This is a genomic window from Pseudonocardia sp. TMWB2A, from assembly GCF_017312135.1.
The window spans coordinates 2,946,408-2,965,400 of the sequence record NZ_QKQY01000001.1 but is presented as its reverse complement, the minus strand read 5'-3'; the positions used below and the strand labels follow the sequence as shown (position 1 = coordinate 2,965,400).

Here is an 18,993-nt window from a genome sequence, read left to right as displayed (position 1 = left end):
ACATTGCGGACACGCAGGGGCAAAGCCCCGCGCGCGGCGGATGTCAGGCAGAAGGAGGCTGGATCGGGGGAGCAGCCTTATGCGAAATCATTCCGCGAATGGCCGGCAGGGCAAACTGGTTGCCTGTGTAAATAATGGTTGCAGCAACGTCGTTCACAGATTGAGGAACCGCGACCGAACAGTGGTGATGGTCAACATGGCCCGCAGGGGCCTTTGAAGAGTTCTCGTCTTGACTAGCATCGCTTTTTTCTTCGGCGTGACAGTCGAGATCGACAATCTCGACAGCATGACCGGCGCTTCCGGCATCGGCGAGCGCAGGAACGCCGACGCTGCCGAACAGCAGCATCGAAATCATCAAAAAGGCGATTACGGCTTTAACCATTACCGCGCGGTTAACACGACACACATAAACGAACAATCAATTTTCGGCTCCTGCATCTTTTATTTGCCGTTGCAATTCTTCGGGAATTTCCATTGGCATGAACGCGCTGACATGCGCGCGACCCGTGTTGCCAATGGGAAGCCGTCCAGTGAGATTGCCCAGCGGCGCAAGTGCGAGCCGTCCGAGTTGGCCGAATATTTCCCGCCCGTCCCTGAGCGCAACCGCAAAACCGAGCATTTGGAGATGGGAATGGATATGCAGGCCAAACCGCGACTGCCCGAGGATATGCGCTCGTTCGAGATGGTGCCAAGCGCGTTGCTTCTCGTTCGCGGTGCGCGCGTCACGATAGGCCGCGATCTCGTTGGCGTAGGCAATTTCCAAGGTTACGGTCATGGCTGTGAACATCCCGAAGTGCGCTCGGCCAAGGCACGCCAGTGGCGCTGGCGATGGCGATAGAAAACTTGCGCAAAGAGCCAGACGAAGGGTGTCAGCAGTCCGGCTTTAACCTCCACTTCGTCGCGGTATCGCGTTCCGCGTTCGCCTTCGGGCTCAACGGTGATCCAATGATCCCACGTCGTTATCAAGGCGCTGTAGCCGTTATCGCGTAACTTCTTTGGCCATATTGCGGCATCATCCATATGCACTGTCGGCACGATCCACTGCTTTCCGAAAGGCAGAACGCCAAAAAGCGTCAGGTCAACCAAGAACCGCTCTTGCTCGCCAAAATTCGAGGCATGGGCCGGATTGACCATGTGAAAGCGCACGAGCGGTGCGGCGATGTGCATGAGCAGTTCAGGGGTCTGCACGCGCCGCCATACTTCATCGGGTGGCAGGTCGATATTGGTGGATAAAGCGACCTTCATCCCGCTGCCTCCAAAACTACATTATCATTCGCCAGTTCCAACCGCGCCTGCCGGATGATTTGCCAACCGCCGCTGATCCCGAGGATCGCCATCACCAACGCCACGATCAAGTCAGGCAAGCCGCTGCCCGTCCACAGCACCGCGGCTCCCGCGCCGATAACCAGACAATTGTTGATCGCGTCGTTGCGCGAGCAAATCCAAACCGAGCGCATGTTCGCGTCCCCGGTGCGGTATCGGTAGAGCATCAACGCGACGCCGAAATTGACAACCAGTGCCAGCGTGCCGACCGCGCTCATTGCGTAGGGCGCAGGGTTGCTGCCGTGAAACAAGCCCCAGATCGCCCACACCAGCACCCCGAGGCCGAATGACAGTATGGTGATGCCTTTGACCATCGCGGTCTTTGCCCGCCATGCCAGTGCCATTCCGGCAACGCTTAGACTGATTGCATAGTTCGCGGCATCACCCAAAAAGTCGAGCGCGTCGGCTTGCAGGGCGCGTGAGCCTGCGAAATAGCCCGCGACGCCTTCGACGATGAACATCGCGGCGTTAAGGCCAAGCGCGATCCACAACACGCGCCGCCAACGGGCGTCGTTGAGGGTAGTTTCGCTACCGCAAGCACTTGCACAGCATTGATCGGCCATATGCCGAACTCCTTGGTTTCTTCGAGTCGTTCTCCTATATGCACCCTGTAGCAACTACAGGGTCAAGACATGAAAATCGGCGAGCTATCGAAAGCGACCGGCACCAACATCGAAACCGTCCGCTATTATGAGCGAATCGGGCTGTTGCCCGCGCCGGATCGAACCGCCGCAAACTATCGGAGTTACGGCGAGCCACACCGCGCGCGCCTCGCCTTTGTCCGGCATTCCCGCGAGCTGGGTTTCACCATCCAAGAGATCCGCTCCCTGCTCGACCTATCGGATCATCCTGACCGCGACTGCATGGAGGCCGACCGCATTGCAACGAGCCATCTTGTGCAGGTGGAAGCGAAGATAGCGCAGCTTGAAGCCTTGCGCGACGAACTTGCACGCATTGTCGGACGCTGCCGGGGCGGGGTTGCGGCGGATTGTCGCGTGATCGAGGCTTTGGGCAACCATGCGATGTGCGATACCAGGCACTGACCACAGCACCCGCAGCCGGTTTTCAGATTACTACAGCAGCTTTAACGGTTCCGCCCCTCACGGCTCAACGCCTGATCCTGGGTGATTTCCCGGACGCGCTGCGCCTGCTGATTACGCAATTGGATGGCTGCAATCTTGTCCCCGCTTGCAATACGGAGCGCGACCTCTTGGCGTTTGCCCTCGACTTCCTTTGACGCCTTGAGCGGATCATCAGGATATTTCGCGCGTGTGATTGAGATGGTTTGAGCGACAAGACTCTGGGCGCGACGCAAATCGGGATCGCGGGCGTTTTGCTCATGGGTCTGATTGAGGAACCGTTCCGATAGAGCTTTGAGCGTTACTGCTGCGTCAGGCGGTTGGCGTGATTTGCTCGTAGCGTTTTTGGCTTCGCGGCGTTTCTCGCGTTCTGCAACCCGCGCTTGCAAGCGGTCAGCCTCGGCTTGAGCGACTTTTGACGGCGTGTAATTCTCGACCGTCAGCCCTTGTGCGGCAGCAGCGAGAAAGGCTGCTTTTTTGAATGTATCGCCGCCATTGACCCTCACGGACGTCCAACCATTGGCCTTGGCTATCCGCAATATATCGGGAAGCGCGTCGATGTTGCTGGTCTTGAGCCGGTCTGGTTCGAGCCGGACAATCGGCTTTGTATCGTCCGAGGTCCGGTAGAGCTTGTTGCCGACGCGGAGGAATTTGCCGGTGAGATCATCGGTGAGCGTTGGTGTCTCGGCTTTGCGCTTTGGCTTGGCTGGTGTCGGCTTTGGCGTGACCGGCTTAGGTTTTGCATCACGGCTTCTCCCCCAAGGGCCACTGCCTTCTTGTTCTTCAGGCATATTCGTCTCCTTCGTCGAGTATTCCGGTCACTTCGCCGTTGTGGTTTATGGTCACCAGATCGGCCATCTGACTTGGGCAATCTTTGGTGAAAACATCCTCTTGATTCATAGGTCGAGTGAATTTTCCGGCGGCCTCGTCGTCTGTCATGTCGCGGAACGCTGGCGCTGAACCGGCATAGATGGACGGTTTTGGGATTGCCGGTACGGGAGGTGGCGGAAACGCGCGGGCCTTGAAGAAACGATTCCTGAAATAGGCGATCTTGCGTCCTACGATCGGCGGGATGCCACCGCGCAACAGGATCAATTTGTTGGGTGGAAACTGCATAAGTTCCTGCGGCAGCATCAACGCGCGGCGTTGCTCTGATATGGATTTTGAGCGGTTGGCGAGCAGCCCGTTGATCGTCAGCGATTTCGTGACACTTTCCTGTCCGACATAGCCGATACGCTCCGACAGGTCGTTGGCCACGCGCAGCTCCTTGGGCGTGAACGCAACTTCGACCCCGCAATTGGCAACAATTTCATCGGCGACATGCTCGCCATAAACACCGCGCAACTGTGAGCGTGACTGGATGACCGGCAGGAGCCTGATCCCGTAGCCCGCAACATAGGAAAAGGCGCTGGCGATAACCGATGCCCGCCCGAGCCGGGCAAATTCATCAAGAATGACCAGAACAGGCACGGCCGAGTTTTCATCTGGCAACGCGCGCACATTGAGGTCGATGAGTTGCTGGAACAGCAGATTGTAGAGCGGCGCAATCCGGTCGAGTTCATCGGGTGACACGCCGAGATAGACCGACATCGGGCGGGAACGAAGTTGGCGAAGGTCGAAGTCGCTTGTTGCCGTCGCCGCATCGACCAACGGATTGAGCCAAAGACCCAGCACGTTGGTGATCGTCTTCTTGATGTCGGCAAAGCTGTTGTCCGAGCCGCCTGCAAAGTCGGAAAGCGCAGTCCGGCAACTGGTCGACAGGTTTAATCGCGGATTGGCCAGTTCTGTCTTGAAGAAGGCCCGGGCGTCGCCTTCGGTCAAATGGCGGTAGATCGCGCCCATTGTGAGCGGCTCGTCACTCGTTTCTGCAAGCCAGGCCCCGACACCTGCAAATCCTGTGCGCGCACCATTAGCCCAAAAGGCTTCGCCGTGTTCGGGTGCGACGAACAGCATCGTGGCGATTTTTTGCAGTTCGATAATGATATCGTCGGGGTCGGTGCGGTCGATATAGGCAAGGGGGTTGTAGCGGGCGGTGCGGCCCTCGCGGTCGGTCGGGTTGAACAGGAAAACTTGCTGCCCGTAATGCGCGCGAAATCCCGCGCTCGCGTCATAATTCTCGCGCTTCACATCGAGAACGACGACCGAGCCTTGCCAGGTCAACAAGTTCGGAATGACGATGCCGGTGCCTTTACCCGAGCGCGTGGGGGCTTCGACAATGACATGCTCGCTACCGCCGAAGGTCAGGAACCGCCCGCGCTTGCGGCCAAGAACGATTCCAACGGCGGCGCGAAAGCCGTGGCGCTTGATCTCGCGCTCGTTGGCAAAGCGGGCGGCCCCGTGGAGCGGCGCTCCTCGCGCCCACAAGGCATAGATGAGGCCGGCAAGCAACGTGACGCCACCTGCCAATCCGCCCGCCATTGCGCGTACCACTTGGGGATCGCCGCGATAATACCAAACGAACGCGGGCATCTTGATCGGGTCATAGGCAGCAACCGGCAGACCAAGGATCAGCCATCCGATCATGCTTGCGATGGCAAGAGCAAGCAATGTCCCCAGCGGGATTCCGATCAACAATCGTACCGCCCCGCCGTCAGACGGCGTGCCTGCCCTCTGGGTCATAATAGATCTCCGTCACCCGAAATTCGCCGCCCTCTTTTTTTGTTTGCACCACGACATCGACCAGCATTTTGAGCAGCGCGCGGATGTCGTCGCGTGCCAGATCGGAGCCGCCTTCGCTTTCCTTGACCAGCAAAGTCAGTTGCTCGAACGCCAGTTCGGCGGAATCGGCATGAATTGTGGTGATCGAACCGGGATGACCCGAGTTCACATTGCGCAGATAGAAGAACGCCGTTCCGTCGCGCAGTTCTTGGAGCAAGATACGGTCGGGACGCATCCTGAGCGCGCTTTCGAGCAAATGCTTGGCTGTAACATTGGCGGTGCCTTGGCCGTCTTTGGCATAGAGCATGTGGACGACATTCTTTTGACTGACGACCAGTTCGCGCGTGTCCTCGATTGTCAGCAGCCGTTCTTGGGACGGTATAAGCTGGATCAAGCCCTTCGACAGCGTGGTCTTGCCCGATCCCGTTGCCCCTGAAATCAGGATATTCAGCCGTGCCTTGACCGCGCGGTCGAAGAATTCGACATGACGACCGGCGCGCAGCAACGCGAGCAATTCCAGCTCTTGCGGGCTGACCTTTTTTTCGGCGATCCGTGTGTCCCTAAACAAGCCCGCAGCCTCGAAATCGGCTAGTGTCATTGTCACGCTTGATGGTTTTCGCACAGTTATCGACACGGTTTCGTCGGGAACGACAGGCGGCACGACGATCTGCACCCGTTCGCCGGTCGGAAAGACGGTCGAGACGATTGGGTTTTCGCGAGTGACGTCCTGCGAAGTGAACGCGGCAGCGGCAGTAGCCAGCGCCATCAGATTCTTGAAATCGAGCGATGGCTCGTTCTCCCAAGTCCAGCAGCCGTGCCGTTCGATGCCAACTTCTTGCGGTAAGTTGATGACCAGTTCGGTGACGCTCGCGTCATCGAGATATTTGCGCAAAGGTGCCGTCACGCTATCGAGAACCGCCGTGTTTTTCCCCGGCGCGGCCATTATTTGAGCGCAAGGCCGTAAACGGTCGAAAAGTCGAAGTCCTGCGCCACGGTGATTCCGACATCCTCGCCCTGATTTTTGCGCAGCACCGGTTTGATCTGTGAGTTCTGTTGCAGAATCGTTGAGGCAGCATCGGACGGAACGCGGGTGGTATTGGATGCGCTGTTTCCTATCGCTTCCGAGCCGACCGTCGCCGCATCGTCGACCAGGCTGAACAGCAGCGCGGTGCCGAACCGCTGCCAGAAGAAATTGTCCACGCGCCCATCCATGCCGCCGCGTCCCAGCGCATCGGTTGCAGGCGATCCGACATCAATCGCAATACCGCGCGGCGTGACCGCGCGGGTCCACAGCACGAACAGCCGGTATTGTCCGCGATTGAGGCCGCCCTGATACTCACCGACGATCTTTGTGCCTTTTTCCATCAGCACGACGCGGCCATTGTCCGAATAGACATTGCGCGGGATGATACAGCTCACATAGCCGGGCTGGCTGGAATCCATCGCAGATTGCAGCACGCACGGGATAAAGCTCCCCGCTGTAATCAAAAAATTGCGGTCAGGAAGCGGGCGGGCCTGCGTCTGTCCAATTACCGAAGCGCGCCGGAGAGTGTCGAGACTGGTCGGCTCCCGCGCGGCAGCGCCTCCCGCATTGAATGGACCTCGCGCATCGCCATAAATCGGGCTTGGCATTCCGTTCCCCCTCTCGCCGCCATAAGCAATCAACGATGACCGGCGTGCTGCTTCGCGCAGCACCTCAGCTTGTGATGGTTGACGGGACTGGGGTGCGCCGGATGACGGCATCGGTGACGCCGTGGCTTGCGCACCAATGGCGGGGACGATTGGCCCGCCCAAAGGTATCGGCGCATTGGGATCGGTCGCTGCCCCGGCCAGCGTCGGGGCGATGACGGTATTTGGATCATATTGTGCCGGTTCGAGTGCGGGCTTGGGTTTTACGGGCGGTAACTCCGCATTGCCGGTCAGGCCCGTTCCAAGCGCCAGCACCGTGAACATGATGGCGCCTGCGGCGGCGGCAAAGCCGATCATCTTTTTCGGGTCCATCGTCGTGCCGGGCATTGAGAGCATCTTGCTCGCGCGTTCGGTCGCGGGAGCGCGGTCGATTTCGTCGGGATCGGGCGTCTGATCGACAGCGGTCCTTCCTTGGACTGGGTTGGCTGTTGTGGTATCCGCCATCACTTTGTCTCCCCGTCATCTGTGCCTGACGTGCGTTCGACGATGCTGGACGCCGTGCCGGTCTTGGGATCGCGTCCATAGAAATCCTTCGCTTCGTTGAAGACGCACAGCACTTCCTTGCCGCGCCGCAAGCGGAGCTGGGCGAACACCCCGTGAATCACGACAAATTCGTCGCGGACATCGAACGGGACGATGCTCTCGCTGCCATCGGGATTGACCGCGAAGAAAGCGGGAAGTTCGCGCTGGTTCGGGAAGCGCAGCGCCGTGAACTGCCCGTTGTCGGTGATTTCAGAAGGCTGGATCGCCGATGATCCCTGCACGCTATATTGGAGGTTTCGCTTGCCTTCGAGAACGGCCAGATCAAGCGCGGAGCGGATTGCCCCCGATTGCAGCGCGATGGCCTGAGTGTAAGCCGCCTGCGTTGCCGCCGCTTGTGCAGCGGCAGCTTCTTCACGCGGATAGCGGAACACGACTTTGAAGAAGGTATCGACCGCGCGGGGACCAATGCCTCCTCGCCGCGCCGACAGCTCGAACGTGTAAGTCCGGCTTCCTGTATTCGAGCGGGTGATGACAATCAGATTGGTCGCACCCGCCAATTCACGCGGTTTGATGAACAGCGAATTTTCAGCAGGGGCCACTTCCCACGATACGGTGTCGCCAAGCGCGACATGCTCGACGCGCTCACCCAGCGAAAACACAATCTGGGTTGCAGAGCGGAAAACACCGACTACGCGGTAAACTTGGGCATCGCTGTAAACCACTTCACGGATACGGCTGTCTTGCGCGGTCGGACGCGGTGTTTCGCTGGCGAGTGCCGGGTTGGCCGCGAACAACGTCGCGATCGCTGCTATATGGTATCTTGCATTCATTGCGTCACCTCCAGATCGGCGCGGTAGCTTTGCACTTCCAGCCCAAGCGGGTTTTTGAACCGCTGCTGTTCGGTCGTCGGGGTGTCGGTGGTGTCATAGGTTATGGTGGCAATGGCCGGTGTGTCGGTCGCAGAGGCGCCCCGCTGGAGCGTCTTGGTGAAGCGCACCTGCGCGACGTTCTTTGAAACAAAGGTCACCGACTTGATCGCAACGAACACCGTGTCGAGATCGGTGAATACCGATTGCGGCGATTTGGGATTGTCCTTGCTGTAGAACGCCGTCCACCGCGCCTGTTCGTCGCGCGATGACATCGCCAGCACACCGTCGAAAAATTCCTGGCGTGCCTGCGGAATCCAACCCTCTCGGTTGCGGACATAATCGGCGAGAAAATATTTGGCGACGGCCTCGTTGTAGGTGATTTGCTTATCGCCCGTCATTGACGAGGTAATCTCACTCGCGCCGGTCGCCTTATCGACCATGATGACATAAGGCGCGACGGTCTTGAGCGGGGTCAGCATTGCGACAGCAGCAACGCCGGTTATCGCAAGGCCGCTGGCTATGGCTGCAATTGTCCACGCCAACCTTTTCGAGCGATTGGCCGCGATCAGCCGGTCATGATCCCAGCTTGCGGCTTCGGCAAAATAAGCTTTGAGGTCTTGCCCGTTGGTTACGCCACTCGCCATGATGCTCAGCAGCTCCGATAGGAGGTTGGAGGACTTGCACTGCTGATTGGCGGGACTTGCGTGGCAGGCTTGGCCTCTGGTTTCACGGGATTGGAGGTTGTGGGCGCTTTCTCCGGGAATACATCGACGCCATTGCGTTCGCGTCCCTGGCTCTGTTGCTGATTGGATGGCGTCGATGTTCCCGTCGCAGGATCGACCGTCGGCAGGATGGAGCCATAGGGGTTAGCCGGGCGGCGCTGCTTGCCGTTGCACTTGGCTAGCTTCGGCGATTTTGGTTCCGCTAAGAGAATGTCGGTTGGCGTAACGAGCGCCATTCCGACCAATATGCTCACAAATGTCTTACGCATGACTCTATCCCCTTATGTTATCCCACGGCTAACCGAACCGGACGTGCGCATCCGGGCAATTCCGCGCGCGAATCCGCGTTCAATGGCGCGGCTGGTCGCCTGTGCGCCCGTGGCACCGCGTCCGGCGACGAAACCGCCTGCCGCTGCGATGGCCGACGCAAATTGGTTGGCGAGCGCAGGCCCGCCACCACCCAGCGAGGCGGCCAGCATCGGAATTTGCAGGAAAAAGAAGAAGCCGAGTGCATAAAAGGCCAGTGCCTTGATCGCTGCCATGCCGATCTCGTCATTTTCCGAGATAGTGGCAATAATCGCGTCGCCGGTCTGGGTGAGGAACAACGTCAGCACGAGCGCGAACACGATCAGCATCAGATAATTGATGCACGCCCCCAGCCAAGCGAAGAAATAGCCTCGCGTCGACTCGAAGAGCAGAGCCGCCACGAAAAGCGGACCGACCACGGATAACAACGCCAGCGCGAACAGACCGAACGCGCTGATAACGAAGCCGATGGCAGCGCAGAGCAACGTGGCTATAATGACGAGCACCACGAGGAAGCCTGCGAAGACCGCATAGCCAATGTCGGGCAGCGTGCCTTGGGTTTCCTGATAATCAGCAGCTATCTTGCGCATGGTGTTGGCGGTTTCAAAGCCGGTGCCAGCGAGCTTGTCGTAAAACCCGCCGAGACCGCCAGCGTCGGCCCCGCCGAGCGCACTGGCAAACTGGCTAGGGAGACCACCCAGCGCAAACATGCCAATCTGGGTTCCGTAGAGCGAGGTGACGGCAAAATAGAGGAAAGCGAGCTGGCAGCCGCGATAGGCATATTCGCGGAACGGATATTGCACCGCGCCGCGCATGATGGCGTAGCCCAGCAGCGAAATATAGATCACGATGCCGATACGCAGCGCAGGCGACACAATACCGATCACCGCTGCATATTTGCCAACGATCGCCGCAAGCGCGTTGCTGAGCGCCTCAAACATCGTGGTAAAAACATGATCGCTGAAATCCATATCGGCCTTCAATTCCCTTTTGTTGCGTTCACTTTGTCAGTTGGAGCTGCGATTTAGCGAAAGCAGCCGCGCGGCAATTGGTTGTCACCACAGCAGGTTGCGATGCGGCCGGCGCGTTTGATCCCGACCATGAGCGGCAAATTTTCTGCATCGGCTCTATCTCGGCCGGGTGCGCAACATAATATTCCCAACTTCGCGCTGGCATTGCCGATTGGGGGGCGGACTGGTCGCACCCCGCAACCAGCATTGCGGTCAGAAGGGCGGCGACGCGCATGACTATTGGCCCTTGTAATAAAGGCTTGCGGCGTCGAGCTTTTGGGCAAGAGCTGCCTTTCCCTCTGCGGCGCGCGCACGTTCCTGAGCCTGCTGCTGCAAGGCTATCGCCTGCAACCGGAGCTGATCGTTCTGCATGGCGGCAGATTCGAGTTGCAGCCGCGCAGTCAGGTCGCCGACTTCCTTCGCGGTCGTAGCAGTGGTTAGCCGGGTGCGGAGTTGGTCGAGGCCTTCCGTTCGCGATGTGACAGCGGCGCCAATGTTCTCGGCAAGCCCTGCCTGAATGCCGATATTGCGGGCGTTGAGATCGAAGGCGGCGCGCGATGTTTCCGAACCGGATAGGCCCAATTGTTTGAGCAAATCACGATACACCGTGTCAGCCTTGGCACGCCCCGCGCCAACGACATCGAGATTGCCGTTACCAAAGCCTTCAAGTGAGCCGCCCGATATGTCGAGTTCGCGCAAGGCATCGGATTTGAGTTGCTGCGCTAACTGAGGAATATCCGTCAGCTTATTCAAATCCTGATAAAGTTTTTGCGCTTCCGCAATTTGCTCTTTGCCCTGTGCGACAATCTGGAGTGCCTGCCGCACGGCGTTGATTTGCTGAACGAGATTGGCACTGTCATGGACAGGCATCCCCTGAGCATATACGGGCAACGGGGTCGCCAATACCAATGTCGCACAAAACATTTTGATACTTAATTTCATAGTCGTACCTTTCTCTCTTAAGTCAACTTGGACACCTCCGTTTATGGAAGATCGAAAGCCAGATAGCGGGATCATTTCCCACTTCGGCAATGACTTCGTCGGCTACGGCGGTGGTTTCCGCTCGGCCCGATAGGACCGCCAGTTCGTCATCGAGCCCCGCAAGATCGAGTTCGACCACCACGCTGTCATGGCCTTGCTTGACCAGAAATTTGTGGCTTTCGGGCGCAAGCTCTTCGCGCACCAATTTGTATTCGGCTTCGGACAGCGCGAACCCTTCGACATAATCGCGCCGCGCTCCGAACGGATTGGGCAGCATGATCTTGGTGGCGACTTGTTCAAGGATCGAATGGCTTATGTCGCTCTTGAGCGCATCGGCAGGCGACTGCGTGGCGAACACCAGCACGGCGTTGCGCTTGCGGTAGGTTTTGAGACCGTCCTGGGCGAAGCGGCGGAATGCCTCGTCGCCGAGTGCTTTCCAGAATTCGTCGATGCAGATCACCATCCGCTCGCCAGTGAGGAGTTGGTCGATCCGGTGAAACAGATACAGCATGACCGGCGTGCGAATGTCGGCATTGTCGAGAAAGTCGGTCATGTCGAAGCCGATAAACCGGGCATTGAGCGTCATAGAGTCTGCCGGATTGTCGAACACCCAGCCAAGCGATCCCTCGGACGTCCATTTTTCGAGCCGCGCACCGACGCCGCTGGAATCCTTCATGCCAAGCATCGAGCGGAGTGCACTCAGCGAACGATCGGCCACGTCAAGCTTCATCACGGCGTTGATGCCGTCCTCAATCAGTCGTTCTTCCTGGACCGATATTGGCTTGCCGTCTGCGCGGACAAGCTGGCGGATGAATAGCGACAGGAAACTCTTGTCCTCTACGCGATTGGCGAGCGCCTTGAGCGGAGAGAAACCGGTCGGGACGCCGTTATGGAGCGCGAGATAAGTGCCGCCGCTTGCCTGCACAAAGATTTGCGCGCCGCGATCCTTGTCGATGAATATCTGCCGCGCGCCGGTCTTCTCGGTCTGCGCCATCAGGAAGTTGAGCAGCACGGTCTTACCGCCACCAGAAGGCCCGATGATGAGCGTATGGCCAAGATCGCCCTTGTGGAAATTGAAGAAATAGGGGCTGCGAGCGTTGGTCTTCAGCAAGGCGATTGCATCTCCCCAATGATTGCCGCTGGCACTGCCTGCCGGGAACGTATGGAAAGGTGAGAAAGCTGCGAAGTTGAGCGAGGTGATCGGTGCGGGCCGGGCGCGCCATGCGAAATTGCCGACGAGCTGTGACCAATAGGCCGCTTCAAGCGCCGCACCTTCGCGCGCTGCCACCATGCCGGTATCGGCAAGCGCCGCGCGTGCGACCGACATATGATCGCGCAAGCGCTTCATGCTGTCGGCATAGACCGCGAGCGTGAAATGATGATCGCCCAGTACGAAGCGGTTCGACATCAGATCATCGCCCGCATCAATAAGCGCATCGGCCTGGCTCACGGCCCTGTCGCCCGCATTTTCCATCTGCGTCATGCGCAGCCGGAACTTTTCGGTCGCAGCGGCCCGCCCGAGGAATGTGAAACTCTGCGTCAGCACGAACCCGAAATCGACCGACAACAGCGCCTCGAACTGGCGCGGTGTGGTTTGAGCGGGATATTCTCGGATGCCGAAGATCCCGCCAAATGCGGAAGCATCGGCGTCGCGGACTTCGATAGTTTCCGCGCCAAAGATGGTTCGCGAGCGGTAGAGCGCACCGCCGAGATGGCCACGCACGATCGGAACGCGGTGGTGGCGACCTGTCATCACCATGTCGGCCACTTCCATCGTCTCTGAAAACATCAGGCCGCGATACTCGTATATCGCGCAGCGCCGAGGTTCACAGCGCGCCATCAACTTCTCGAAATCGCGGGCCTTGTCGTCGAGCAGCTCGACAAGGGACTCGTCGAGCATTGGGCCTTGTTTGGGCTGGCCTGAGACCTTTTGCTTGAAAAGCTGGATGATCTTGTCGCCGCCAGTGGCAGCAGGCCGGATCACCAGCGTCGCAAAGAAGCGGTTGATGAACATTCGTTCCCGATTGATCCGGGCAAAATAGGCGCGGTCGAGATCGGCAGCAAAGCCCGATTTGAATGCTCCGCCAGGATATTGATCCACCCGAATCCTGATTAGATGCGTCCAGATCGACAACCGTTCGTCGTGTAGATTGCGTAGCATCCCGTTTAGCTTGGTATGCCAATCGTTGAGGTCGCGGACATCGGCGGTCTCAAAGGCGCGGCCTTGCAGCTCGAAGGTCAGCATGATGTCGCCGGAATCGAGCACCACCATCTCGTCGTTGACGTGGCGGGCATAGGGCAGGAATTTTTCGGGCGTCGCCTCTCGCTGCGCAACCCTTAGTGGCACTGCGTTGCTGGAGGAAAGCAGCCTAGACATGACGCCCGAAGCCTTTGCGGCGCAAGCCCCCAAGCGGCAGCGGCGAATAGCTGCTTCCCCCCCAGAATGCCCGGTTGCGGTTGCCAGCTTTGGTGCGGCCCCACAGGAACAGCAGTCGGAAAGCATTGACGTCGTGGCGGACAATCAGCCGCGAGATTGAGTAGCCAAACGCCACGACCAACGCGGCATAGACGGGGCTATTGCTCCAAATTAGCACCGACGCGCTTGAGATGAGGAGCAACACCGCCGCCTCAATCGGAATGCCCGCCCATAGTGCCGGGCGCGTTACTGCGAGGAACAGCGTGTTTTTGGTCAGTATTTCGGTGTCGTCGGTCATTGTGCTATCCCGCAATCGCGCCGACGATGGCATCCGCCGAAAACACGATGGCAATGCCGATAATGACGGTGACCAGCACTGCCGTTGAGGCACGTCCGGTAAACCACAGCAGGCCGGTGACGATGACGGCAATGACCGCCAACGTGCGCAGCAGGGTCGATGAAAGCAGACCGCGCACTTTGCTTGCGAAGCTCTCCAGATTTTGCGCGTAGGCAGGATCAGGATTTGCGAGCGTGACCGCCATCGCCGCCAATAGCGCCACGCTCCAGATGATTGCACTTTGCCTTGTCTTGGGAAGGCTGTTGAACCGCGCGGCACAGGATTCGCGCCACACCACAATGCTGCGCCCGGCTTTCAGGATGATATTCATATGCTGGGCCTTTCGTTCTCGGCAAGGAATCGGGTTTCGCGGTCGTAGGCGGCTCGTTCAAAGACGTTCCAACTTGGTGGCGGTGCGGTGCGCACTTGAACTGGCAACGGTTCCGTCACCGCGTTTGCTGCCGCCAGAAACGTGCGTTGATCAAAGGGGGCGGATGCAGCGACTGTGGCGGTCAGCGGCACGCTGGGAGCGGCCATTTGATAAACGCCCGCGTTGCGCTCGACCTTGGCAACATAGCCATTCCGAAATCCGCGCGTCTGGCTTCCCGTGTTATACATCGAGAGTGCGACCCGAAGGGCGGATTGCGGATCGCGTCCTGTCTTCACTGCATTGTAGTTGGTGGTGAGGACACGGGCCAAGGCGGCAACATTGGTGCAGGGGTCGAAAACCGTTTCCCATGTCAGACCGAGCCAGCGCATGTTGCGCGAGTTGATTTGACCGAGTCCGAGATCGACCGAATATCCGGCTGCGACATATCGCCGGGCGGTTGCGGCGGCATCGACGGCGTTGCTTTGCCTTGCCGGTTGCCGCCCACCGTTGACGTTGAGTGCGAAAGGTTCGCCGCTGCTTTCGGTCTGTATTATGGCCAGCACCGTTTCGGGTGCGACGCTTGGCGCACACTGCGACGCCAGAGCAAGCAAGGCTGTCGCAGAATAGGCCATCAGAGACTATTCCTGACACGTCTGGCGACTGTTCTTGGCTGTGACTTGCCTTTCATCCTTCAACTCTCCTGAATTGTCGTTTTCAGGAGTGAATCCCCTGTTCGACTATCAACCTATTTATAGCTAATGGACAAATGGATCAGCTATGGATTCAGAAAGGCGTTGTGGACGTTTCGACCTGTCGATCTAAGCCGCTAACGACCTTTGACCTTCAATCTTGATCCTGCGGACTGGGTTCATCGCGTCGCTGGGTGGGTTCGCTGACAGTCGATTCTTGAGGCAAGTTCACAGAAATAAGGCGAAATCGGACATTCGCCTTCGCAATCACAAGGCCCCGCTGGTGTCATCCAGCTAGGGGCTAACCATGAACCGAAGCCGATATGTAACCCGGCGCCTCGATACCATTGATCGAGAGATTATTACGGCGTTGACCAAAGACGGCCGAATGACCATCCGCGACCTTGCCGACAAGATCGGAATGTCCAGCCCCAGCGTGACCGAGCGGATACACAAGCTCGAAGACGCGGGCGCAATCCGGGGATTTACTGTGCAGGTCGATCCCAAAGTCTTTGGTCTTGGCATCGCCGCCTATGTGCGAATGCACGCCAGACCCGGTGAAGTAAAACGAGTGGCGCAGATGCTTATCGACACACCTGAGGTTGTCGAAGCGGATCACATTACAGGCGAAGACTGTTTTCTGGCGAAACTGGTGGTTTGCGATGTGCAAACCCTTGAAGCTGTCGTTGATCGCTTCCTACCGTTCGCGGCAACCGATACGGCCATCATCCAATCGGCAACGGTCGTCAGGCGGCTTCCCAAATTATAGCTTTAGCTGCCCGGACGGTCGCAAAGTTGATTGTCAAAGCACTACTGTCCTCAGTCGCAGCGAATTGCCGATCACGCTGACCGACGACAGCGCCATCGCCGCTGCCGCGATAATCGGCGAGAGCATCAGCCCGAACAGCGGATAGAGCGCACCCGCCGCCACCGGAATCCCGGCGACATTATAGGCGAAAGCGAAGAACAGGTTTTGCCGGATGTTTGCCATTGTCGCATGGCTGAGGTACCGGGCGCGGGCGATTCCGGTCAAATCACCCTTGAGCAGCGTGATACCTGCGCTTTCTATCGCCACGTCTGTCCCAGTGCCCATCGCGATGCCGACATCTGCGGCCGCAAGCGCGGGCGCGTCGTTCACTCCGTCGCCCGCCATCGCCACGATCCGCCCTTCGTCGCGCAGGCGCTTGACGATCGCGCTCTTCTGATCGGGCAGCACATCGGCTTCGACATCGGCAATTCCGAGCCGCCGGGCGATGGCTTCCGCCGTAACCCTGTTGTCGCCCGTCAGCATGATAACATGGATGCCCGCCTCGCCGAGCGCCAGAAGCGCATCGGGCGTTGTCGCCTTGACCGGATCGGCGATGCCGATTGCACCGGCAACCTTCCCGTCGATACCAAGGAAAATTGCGGTTGCGCCTTCGCTACGCAGTCGGTCGGCACGTTCTGCAAGTTCGTCGGTCGCGATGCCTTGCTCGCTCAAGAACCTCGCGTTGCCAGCCACGAGCAGGCGACCATCGACAATGCCCGTGATACCCTTGCCTACGGGTTGATCCACATCGCTCGGTTCGCTGATAGACAAGCCCCTTGCTTCGGCTTCCCGGACCACTGCCTGAGCCAGCGGGTGTTCGCTGCTGCGTTCGAGGCTCGCGGCCAAGCGAAGAACCTCCTGGCCGTCGAACCCTTCGGCAGTTTCGATAGCCACCACCGCAGGCTTGCCTTCGGTGAGTGTGCCGGTCTTATCAACCACCAGCGTATCGACCTTCTCCATGCGTTCGAGGCTTTCCGCATTCTTGATCAAAATTCCGGCCTGTGCGCCACGTCCGACCCCAACCATGATCGACATCGGGGTCGCCAGACCCAGGGCGCAGGGGCAGGCAATTATCAGCACGGCAACCGCAGCGATCAGACCATAGCCCATCGCCGGAGACGGCCCGACAAGCGACCAGACGACGAAAGCAATCACTGCAACAGCAATCACCGCAGGCACGAACCAGCCCGACACTGTATCGGCGAGCCGCTGGATCGGCGCGCGGCTGCGCTGGGCATCGGCGACCATCTGGACGATGCGCGCCAGCATCGTATCGCGCCCGATCTTTTCCGCACGCATCACCAGCCCGCCGGTCTGGTTGATCGTCCCGCCGATCAGCTTCGACGCTGCCTCCTTGGTCACGGGCATGGACTCGCCTGTCACCATCGACTCATCGACCGTGCCGCGACCTTCCAGCACCACGCCATCGACCGGCACCTTTTCGCCGGGACGGACCCGCAGCGTATCGCCGACCAGCACAGAATCGAGCGTGATTTCCTCGTCACTGCCATCGGCACGGACGCGGCGCGCAAGTTTGGGCGATAGATCGAGCAAAGCGCGGATCGCCCCACTCGTCGTCTCGCGGGCACGCAGTTCGAGCAGTTGCCCCAACAGGACGAGGACGGTGATAACCGCGGCCGCCTCGAAATAGACCGCGACCGAACCGTCGTTCGCACGGAAGGCAGCGGGAAAGATGCCGGGTGCGAGCGTCGCCGCCACGCTATAGGCCCAGGCGACCCCGGTTCCCATTGCGATCAACGTGAACATATTGAGGTGGCGGCTCTTCACCGACGCCCAGCCGCGCTCGAAGAACGGCCAGCCCGCCCACAGGACAACGGGTGTCGCCAGTGCCATCTGGACGAGATTGGCTATTCCGCCGTCAAGCATGTGGCGCAGCCCGGTCAGATGTCCGCCCATTTCGAGCGCCACGACCGGCAAGGCGAGAATGAGGCCGATGACGAAGCGCCGCTTCATGTCGGCATATTCGGGCGACGGCCCATCGCTGAGCGTCGGCGTCATCGGCTCCAGCGCCATGCCGCAGATCGGGCAACTTCCCGGCCCCGATTGTTGCACTTCGGGGTGCATTGGGCAGGTCCAGATCGCGCCTTCCGGCACCGGCTCGGTGCGTTTCGGTGCATCGCCCATATAGCGGTCGGGGTCGGCGCTGAACTTGGCGAGGCAACCCGCGCTGCAAAAGTAGTGATGGACCCCGGCGTGGGTTGCCACATGGGGCGTGGTCGCCGGATCGACCTTCATGCCGCAAACCGGGTCGGTTGCCGTTCCCGTAGCCGCCCGTCCGGCATGGTCGTGATGCGACCCGTTCATACCGTCACGCCCAAAGGTTCCAATGTTCCGAGCCAGGCAACGAGGGCGAGGATCGTAAGCGCCGCGCTGCCTTCCGCGATCAGGCTTCGCCGGAGGCCAGCCACTGCCAAGCTGGGGTCGTCGTTATCGACCCCTATGCCCAACGCCGGTGTCAGCCGCCAGCGGTTAAGCGCGGCGAGCGCCAGCATTGCGGCGAACAGCAGCAGCTTGAAGATCAGCAGTTTGCCGTAATCGGTGAGCGGCAGCCGCGTGAAATGCGGGAAACCGACAATGGCGAGGCAATTGATGATGCCAGTAAAGATGATCGCCGCAACCGCTATGGTGCCGACCTGCGAAAACCGATCAAGCGCGCGATGGGCAACGGCCAAGTTTGCGCCGGACTGTGCCGTTACAGGCCGTAACAGCAGCCACCCAAAGGCAGCGATACCGCCGATCCAGACTGCCGATGCCAGCATATGAACCATATCGCTCAGCCGGTGTGCGGTTCCGGCCCATCCTTCGGTTGCGCCCGCATGACCAGTCCATACCAGCGTCGCGATTGCCAAAGAAGTCGATGCGAGGAGAATATAGCGTGCCGCTGAACTGCGGTTGATCGCCAATGCGGCGGCCGCTGCAATCGCCGTCGCTGCCATTCGCACCAGCCACGCTGTTCCAATCGCACTTTCGCCCGCGATCTCGCGCAGGACTTCAAGATCGACCGTCCGAACGCTCGAACCCGTCATTTCGGCGACAAGCACCAGCATACCGAAGCCGGACAACACGAAGCCCAGCGCCGCGAGGATGGAGGCAGGCCATTTCAGAGGGAGGATGTCCGATGTTCGCTCTTTGCCCGAAAGCGCGTAGAGCGAAAATGCGGTCATGCCCGCCAGCACCATCAGATCGGCATAGAGCGCGAAGCGGATGAGGATGACGGGCAGATTGTCCATTG

General features: G+C 59.3%; 21 protein-coding genes. 2 read left to right on the top strand and 19 right to left on the bottom strand.

The window, feature by feature from the left end:
• Positions 1-43 precede the first annotated feature (43 nt).
• Genes DMP17_RS13820 through DMP17_RS13805 form a run of 4 tightly spaced genes read right to left on the bottom strand, consistent with a single transcriptional unit; the run spans position 44 to position 1,886 of the window.
• A complete protein-coding gene (locus DMP17_RS13820) occupies positions 44-418 on the bottom strand; it encodes a hypothetical protein (RefSeq protein ID WP_337829659.1) in 375 nt (124 codons plus the stop codon).
• Positions 419-775, bottom strand: a complete 357-nt coding sequence (locus DMP17_RS13815; RefSeq protein WP_337829658.1) for a DUF3703 domain-containing protein — start codon at positions 773-775, stop codon at positions 419-421.
• On the bottom strand, positions 772-1,245 hold the full coding sequence (locus tag DMP17_RS13810; protein WP_337829657.1) for a hypothetical protein: 474 nt from the start codon (positions 1,243-1,245) through the stop codon (positions 772-774). Before DMP17_RS13810 ends, DMP17_RS13815 begins: the two co-directional genes overlap by 4 nt.
• Positions 1,242-1,886, bottom strand: a complete 645-nt coding sequence (locus DMP17_RS13805) for a cation transporter (protein WP_337829656.1) — start codon at positions 1,884-1,886, stop codon at positions 1,242-1,244. The genes DMP17_RS13810 and DMP17_RS13805 overlap by 4 nt, the downstream gene beginning before the upstream one ends.
• Positions 1,887-1,955: 69 nt before the next feature.
• Between DMP17_RS13805 and DMP17_RS13800 the strand changes: the two genes are divergently transcribed.
• Positions 1,956-2,366: a MerR family transcriptional regulator gene (locus tag DMP17_RS13800; protein WP_337829655.1), complete on the top strand. Its 411-nt coding sequence runs from the start codon at positions 1,956-1,958 to the stop codon at positions 2,364-2,366.
• A 41-nt stretch (positions 2,367-2,407) separates the two neighbouring features.
• On the opposite strand, the gene DMP17_RS13795 is transcribed toward DMP17_RS13800, so the two are convergent.
• The 13 genes from DMP17_RS13795 to DMP17_RS13735 all read right to left on the bottom strand — a co-directional run bounded on the left by DMP17_RS13795 (position 2,408) and on the right by DMP17_RS13735 (position 14,875).
• Positions 2,408-3,193, bottom strand: coding sequence for an LPD7 domain-containing protein (locus tag DMP17_RS13795; RefSeq protein ID WP_337829654.1), 786 nt, complete (start codon positions 3,191-3,193; stop codon positions 2,408-2,410).
• The gene (locus DMP17_RS13790; protein WP_337829653.1) at positions 3,186-5,021 is read right to left on the bottom strand and encodes a type IV secretory system conjugative DNA transfer family protein; all 1,836 of its coding nucleotides are present in this window, start codon (positions 5,019-5,021) and stop codon (positions 3,186-3,188) included. The genes DMP17_RS13795 and DMP17_RS13790 overlap by 8 nt, the downstream gene beginning before the upstream one ends.
• Positions 4,993-6,003, bottom strand: a complete 1,011-nt coding sequence (gene virB11 / locus DMP17_RS13785; RefSeq protein WP_337829652.1) for a P-type DNA transfer ATPase VirB11 — start codon at positions 6,001-6,003, stop codon at positions 4,993-4,995. Before virB11 ends, DMP17_RS13790 begins: the two co-directional genes overlap by 29 nt.
• The gene (gene virB10 / locus DMP17_RS13780) at positions 6,003-7,193 is read right to left on the bottom strand and encodes a type IV secretion system protein VirB10 (RefSeq protein WP_337829791.1); all 1,191 of its coding nucleotides are present in this window, start codon (positions 7,191-7,193) and stop codon (positions 6,003-6,005) included. The genes virB11 and virB10 overlap by 1 nt, the downstream gene beginning before the upstream one ends.
• Complete coding sequence (virB9, locus tag DMP17_RS13775; RefSeq protein ID WP_337829651.1) at positions 7,193-8,062, bottom strand: P-type conjugative transfer protein VirB9; 870 nt, start codon at positions 8,060-8,062, stop codon at positions 7,193-7,195. The genes virB10 and virB9 overlap by 1 nt, the downstream gene beginning before the upstream one ends.
• Entirely contained in the window at positions 8,059-8,745 is a 687-nt protein-coding gene (locus DMP17_RS13770) for a virB8 family protein (protein WP_337829650.1), read from the bottom strand. Before DMP17_RS13770 ends, virB9 begins: the two co-directional genes overlap by 4 nt.
• Positions 8,746-8,750: 5 nt before the next feature.
• Positions 8,751-9,092 carry a hypothetical protein gene (locus DMP17_RS13765; protein WP_337829649.1) on the bottom strand — a complete coding sequence of 114 codons (342 nt, stop codon included), beginning with the start codon at positions 9,090-9,092 and terminating at the stop codon, positions 8,751-8,753.
• Positions 9,093-9,104: 12 nt separating this feature from the next.
• Positions 9,105-10,112, bottom strand: coding sequence for a type IV secretion system protein (locus DMP17_RS13760; protein WP_337829648.1), 1,008 nt, complete (start codon positions 10,110-10,112; stop codon positions 9,105-9,107).
• A 264-nt stretch (positions 10,113-10,376) separates the two neighbouring features.
• Positions 10,377-11,081, bottom strand: coding sequence for a type IV secretion system protein (locus DMP17_RS13755; RefSeq protein ID WP_337829647.1), 705 nt, complete (start codon positions 11,079-11,081; stop codon positions 10,377-10,379).
• Positions 11,082-11,103: 22 nt separating this feature from the next.
• A complete protein-coding gene (locus DMP17_RS13750; RefSeq protein ID WP_337829646.1) occupies positions 11,104-13,497 on the bottom strand; it encodes a VirB4 family type IV secretion/conjugal transfer ATPase in 2,394 nt (797 codons plus the stop codon).
• Positions 13,490-13,834 (bottom strand): type IV secretion system protein VirB3, encoded by a 345-nt coding sequence (locus tag DMP17_RS13745; RefSeq protein ID WP_337829645.1) that lies wholly within the window; start codon positions 13,832-13,834, stop codon positions 13,490-13,492. Before DMP17_RS13745 ends, DMP17_RS13750 begins: the two co-directional genes overlap by 8 nt.
• Before the next feature lie 4 nt (positions 13,835-13,838).
• Positions 13,839-14,204 carry a TrbC/VirB2 family protein gene (locus DMP17_RS13740; RefSeq protein ID WP_337829644.1) on the bottom strand — a complete coding sequence of 122 codons (366 nt, stop codon included), beginning with the start codon at positions 14,202-14,204 and terminating at the stop codon, positions 13,839-13,841.
• Positions 14,201-14,875 (bottom strand): lytic transglycosylase domain-containing protein, encoded by a 675-nt coding sequence (locus DMP17_RS13735; protein WP_337829643.1) that lies wholly within the window; start codon positions 14,873-14,875, stop codon positions 14,201-14,203. The genes DMP17_RS13740 and DMP17_RS13735 overlap by 4 nt, the downstream gene beginning before the upstream one ends.
• Before the next feature lie 364 nt (positions 14,876-15,239).
• Here DMP17_RS13735 and DMP17_RS13730 point away from each other — a divergent pair, with 364 nt between their 5' ends.
• Entirely contained in the window at positions 15,240-15,701 is a 462-nt protein-coding gene (locus DMP17_RS13730; protein WP_337829642.1) for an Lrp/AsnC family transcriptional regulator, read from the top strand.
• A gap of 33 nt (positions 15,702-15,734) precedes the next feature.
• Here the strand turns inward: DMP17_RS13730 and DMP17_RS13725 are convergent, their stop codons facing one another.
• Both DMP17_RS13725 and copD read right to left on the bottom strand, forming a co-directional pair.
• A complete protein-coding gene (locus DMP17_RS13725) occupies positions 15,735-18,065 on the bottom strand; it encodes a heavy metal translocating P-type ATPase (protein ID WP_337829641.1) in 2,331 nt (776 codons plus the stop codon).
• Positions 18,062-18,991 (bottom strand): copper homeostasis membrane protein CopD, encoded by a 930-nt coding sequence (gene copD, locus DMP17_RS13720; RefSeq protein ID WP_337829640.1) that lies wholly within the window; start codon positions 18,989-18,991, stop codon positions 18,062-18,064. Before copD ends, DMP17_RS13725 begins: the two co-directional genes overlap by 4 nt.
• Positions 18,992-18,993 lie beyond the last annotated feature (2 nt).

What these genes read in the sequence shown, in the direction of transcription:
- DMP17_RS13815 (WP_337829658.1), bottom strand. Translation starts at nt 775, where the DNA reads ATGACCGTAACCTTGGAAATTGCCTACGCCAACGAGATCGCGGCCTAT.
- DMP17_RS13810 (WP_337829657.1), bottom strand. Translation starts at nt 1,245, where the DNA reads ATGAAGGTCGCTTTATCCACCAATATCGACCTGCCACCCGATGAAGTA.
- DMP17_RS13805 (WP_337829656.1), bottom strand. Translation starts at nt 1,886, where the DNA reads ATGGCCGATCAATGCTGTGCAAGTGCTTGCGGTAGCGAAACTACCCTC.
- DMP17_RS13800 (WP_337829655.1), top strand. Translation starts at nt 1,956, where the DNA reads ATGAAAATCGGCGAGCTATCGAAAGCGACCGGCACCAACATCGAAACC.
- DMP17_RS13795 (WP_337829654.1), bottom strand. Translation starts at nt 3,193, where the DNA reads ATGCCTGAAGAACAAGAAGGCAGTGGCCCTTGGGGGAGAAGCCGTGAT.
- DMP17_RS13790 (WP_337829653.1), bottom strand. Translation starts at nt 5,021, where the DNA reads ATGACCCAGAGGGCAGGCACGCCGTCTGACGGCGGGGCGGTACGATTG.
- virB11 (WP_337829652.1), bottom strand. Translation starts at nt 6,003, where the DNA reads ATGGCCGCGCCGGGGAAAAACACGGCGGTTCTCGATAGCGTGACGGCA.
- virB10 (WP_337829791.1), bottom strand. Translation starts at nt 7,193, where the DNA reads ATGGCGGATACCACAACAGCCAACCCAGTCCAAGGAAGGACCGCTGTC.
- virB9 (WP_337829651.1), bottom strand. Translation starts at nt 8,062, where the DNA reads ATGAATGCAAGATACCATATAGCAGCGATCGCGACGTTGTTCGCGGCC.
- DMP17_RS13770 (WP_337829650.1), bottom strand. Translation starts at nt 8,745, where the DNA reads ATGGCGAGTGGCGTAACCAACGGGCAAGACCTCAAAGCTTATTTTGCC.
- DMP17_RS13765 (WP_337829649.1), bottom strand. Translation starts at nt 9,092, where the DNA reads ATGCGTAAGACATTTGTGAGCATATTGGTCGGAATGGCGCTCGTTACG.
- DMP17_RS13755 (WP_337829647.1), bottom strand. Translation starts at nt 11,081, where the DNA reads ATGAAATTAAGTATCAAAATGTTTTGTGCGACATTGGTATTGGCGACC.
- DMP17_RS13750 (WP_337829646.1), bottom strand. Translation starts at nt 13,497, where the DNA reads ATGTCTAGGCTGCTTTCCTCCAGCAACGCAGTGCCACTAAGGGTTGCG.
- DMP17_RS13745 (WP_337829645.1), bottom strand. Translation starts at nt 13,834, where the DNA reads ATGACCGACGACACCGAAATACTGACCAAAAACACGCTGTTCCTCGCA.
- DMP17_RS13740 (WP_337829644.1), bottom strand. Translation starts at nt 14,204, where the DNA reads ATGAATATCATCCTGAAAGCCGGGCGCAGCATTGTGGTGTGGCGCGAA.
- DMP17_RS13735 (WP_337829643.1), bottom strand. Translation starts at nt 14,875, where the DNA reads ATGGCCTATTCTGCGACAGCCTTGCTTGCTCTGGCGTCGCAGTGTGCG.
- DMP17_RS13730 (WP_337829642.1), top strand. Translation starts at nt 15,240, where the DNA reads ATGAACCGAAGCCGATATGTAACCCGGCGCCTCGATACCATTGATCGA.
- DMP17_RS13725 (WP_337829641.1), bottom strand. Translation starts at nt 18,065, where the DNA reads ATGAACGGGTCGCATCACGACCATGCCGGACGGGCGGCTACGGGAACG.
- copD (WP_337829640.1), bottom strand. Translation starts at nt 18,991, where the DNA reads ATGGACAATCTGCCCGTCATCCTCATCCGCTTCGCGCTCTATGCCGAT.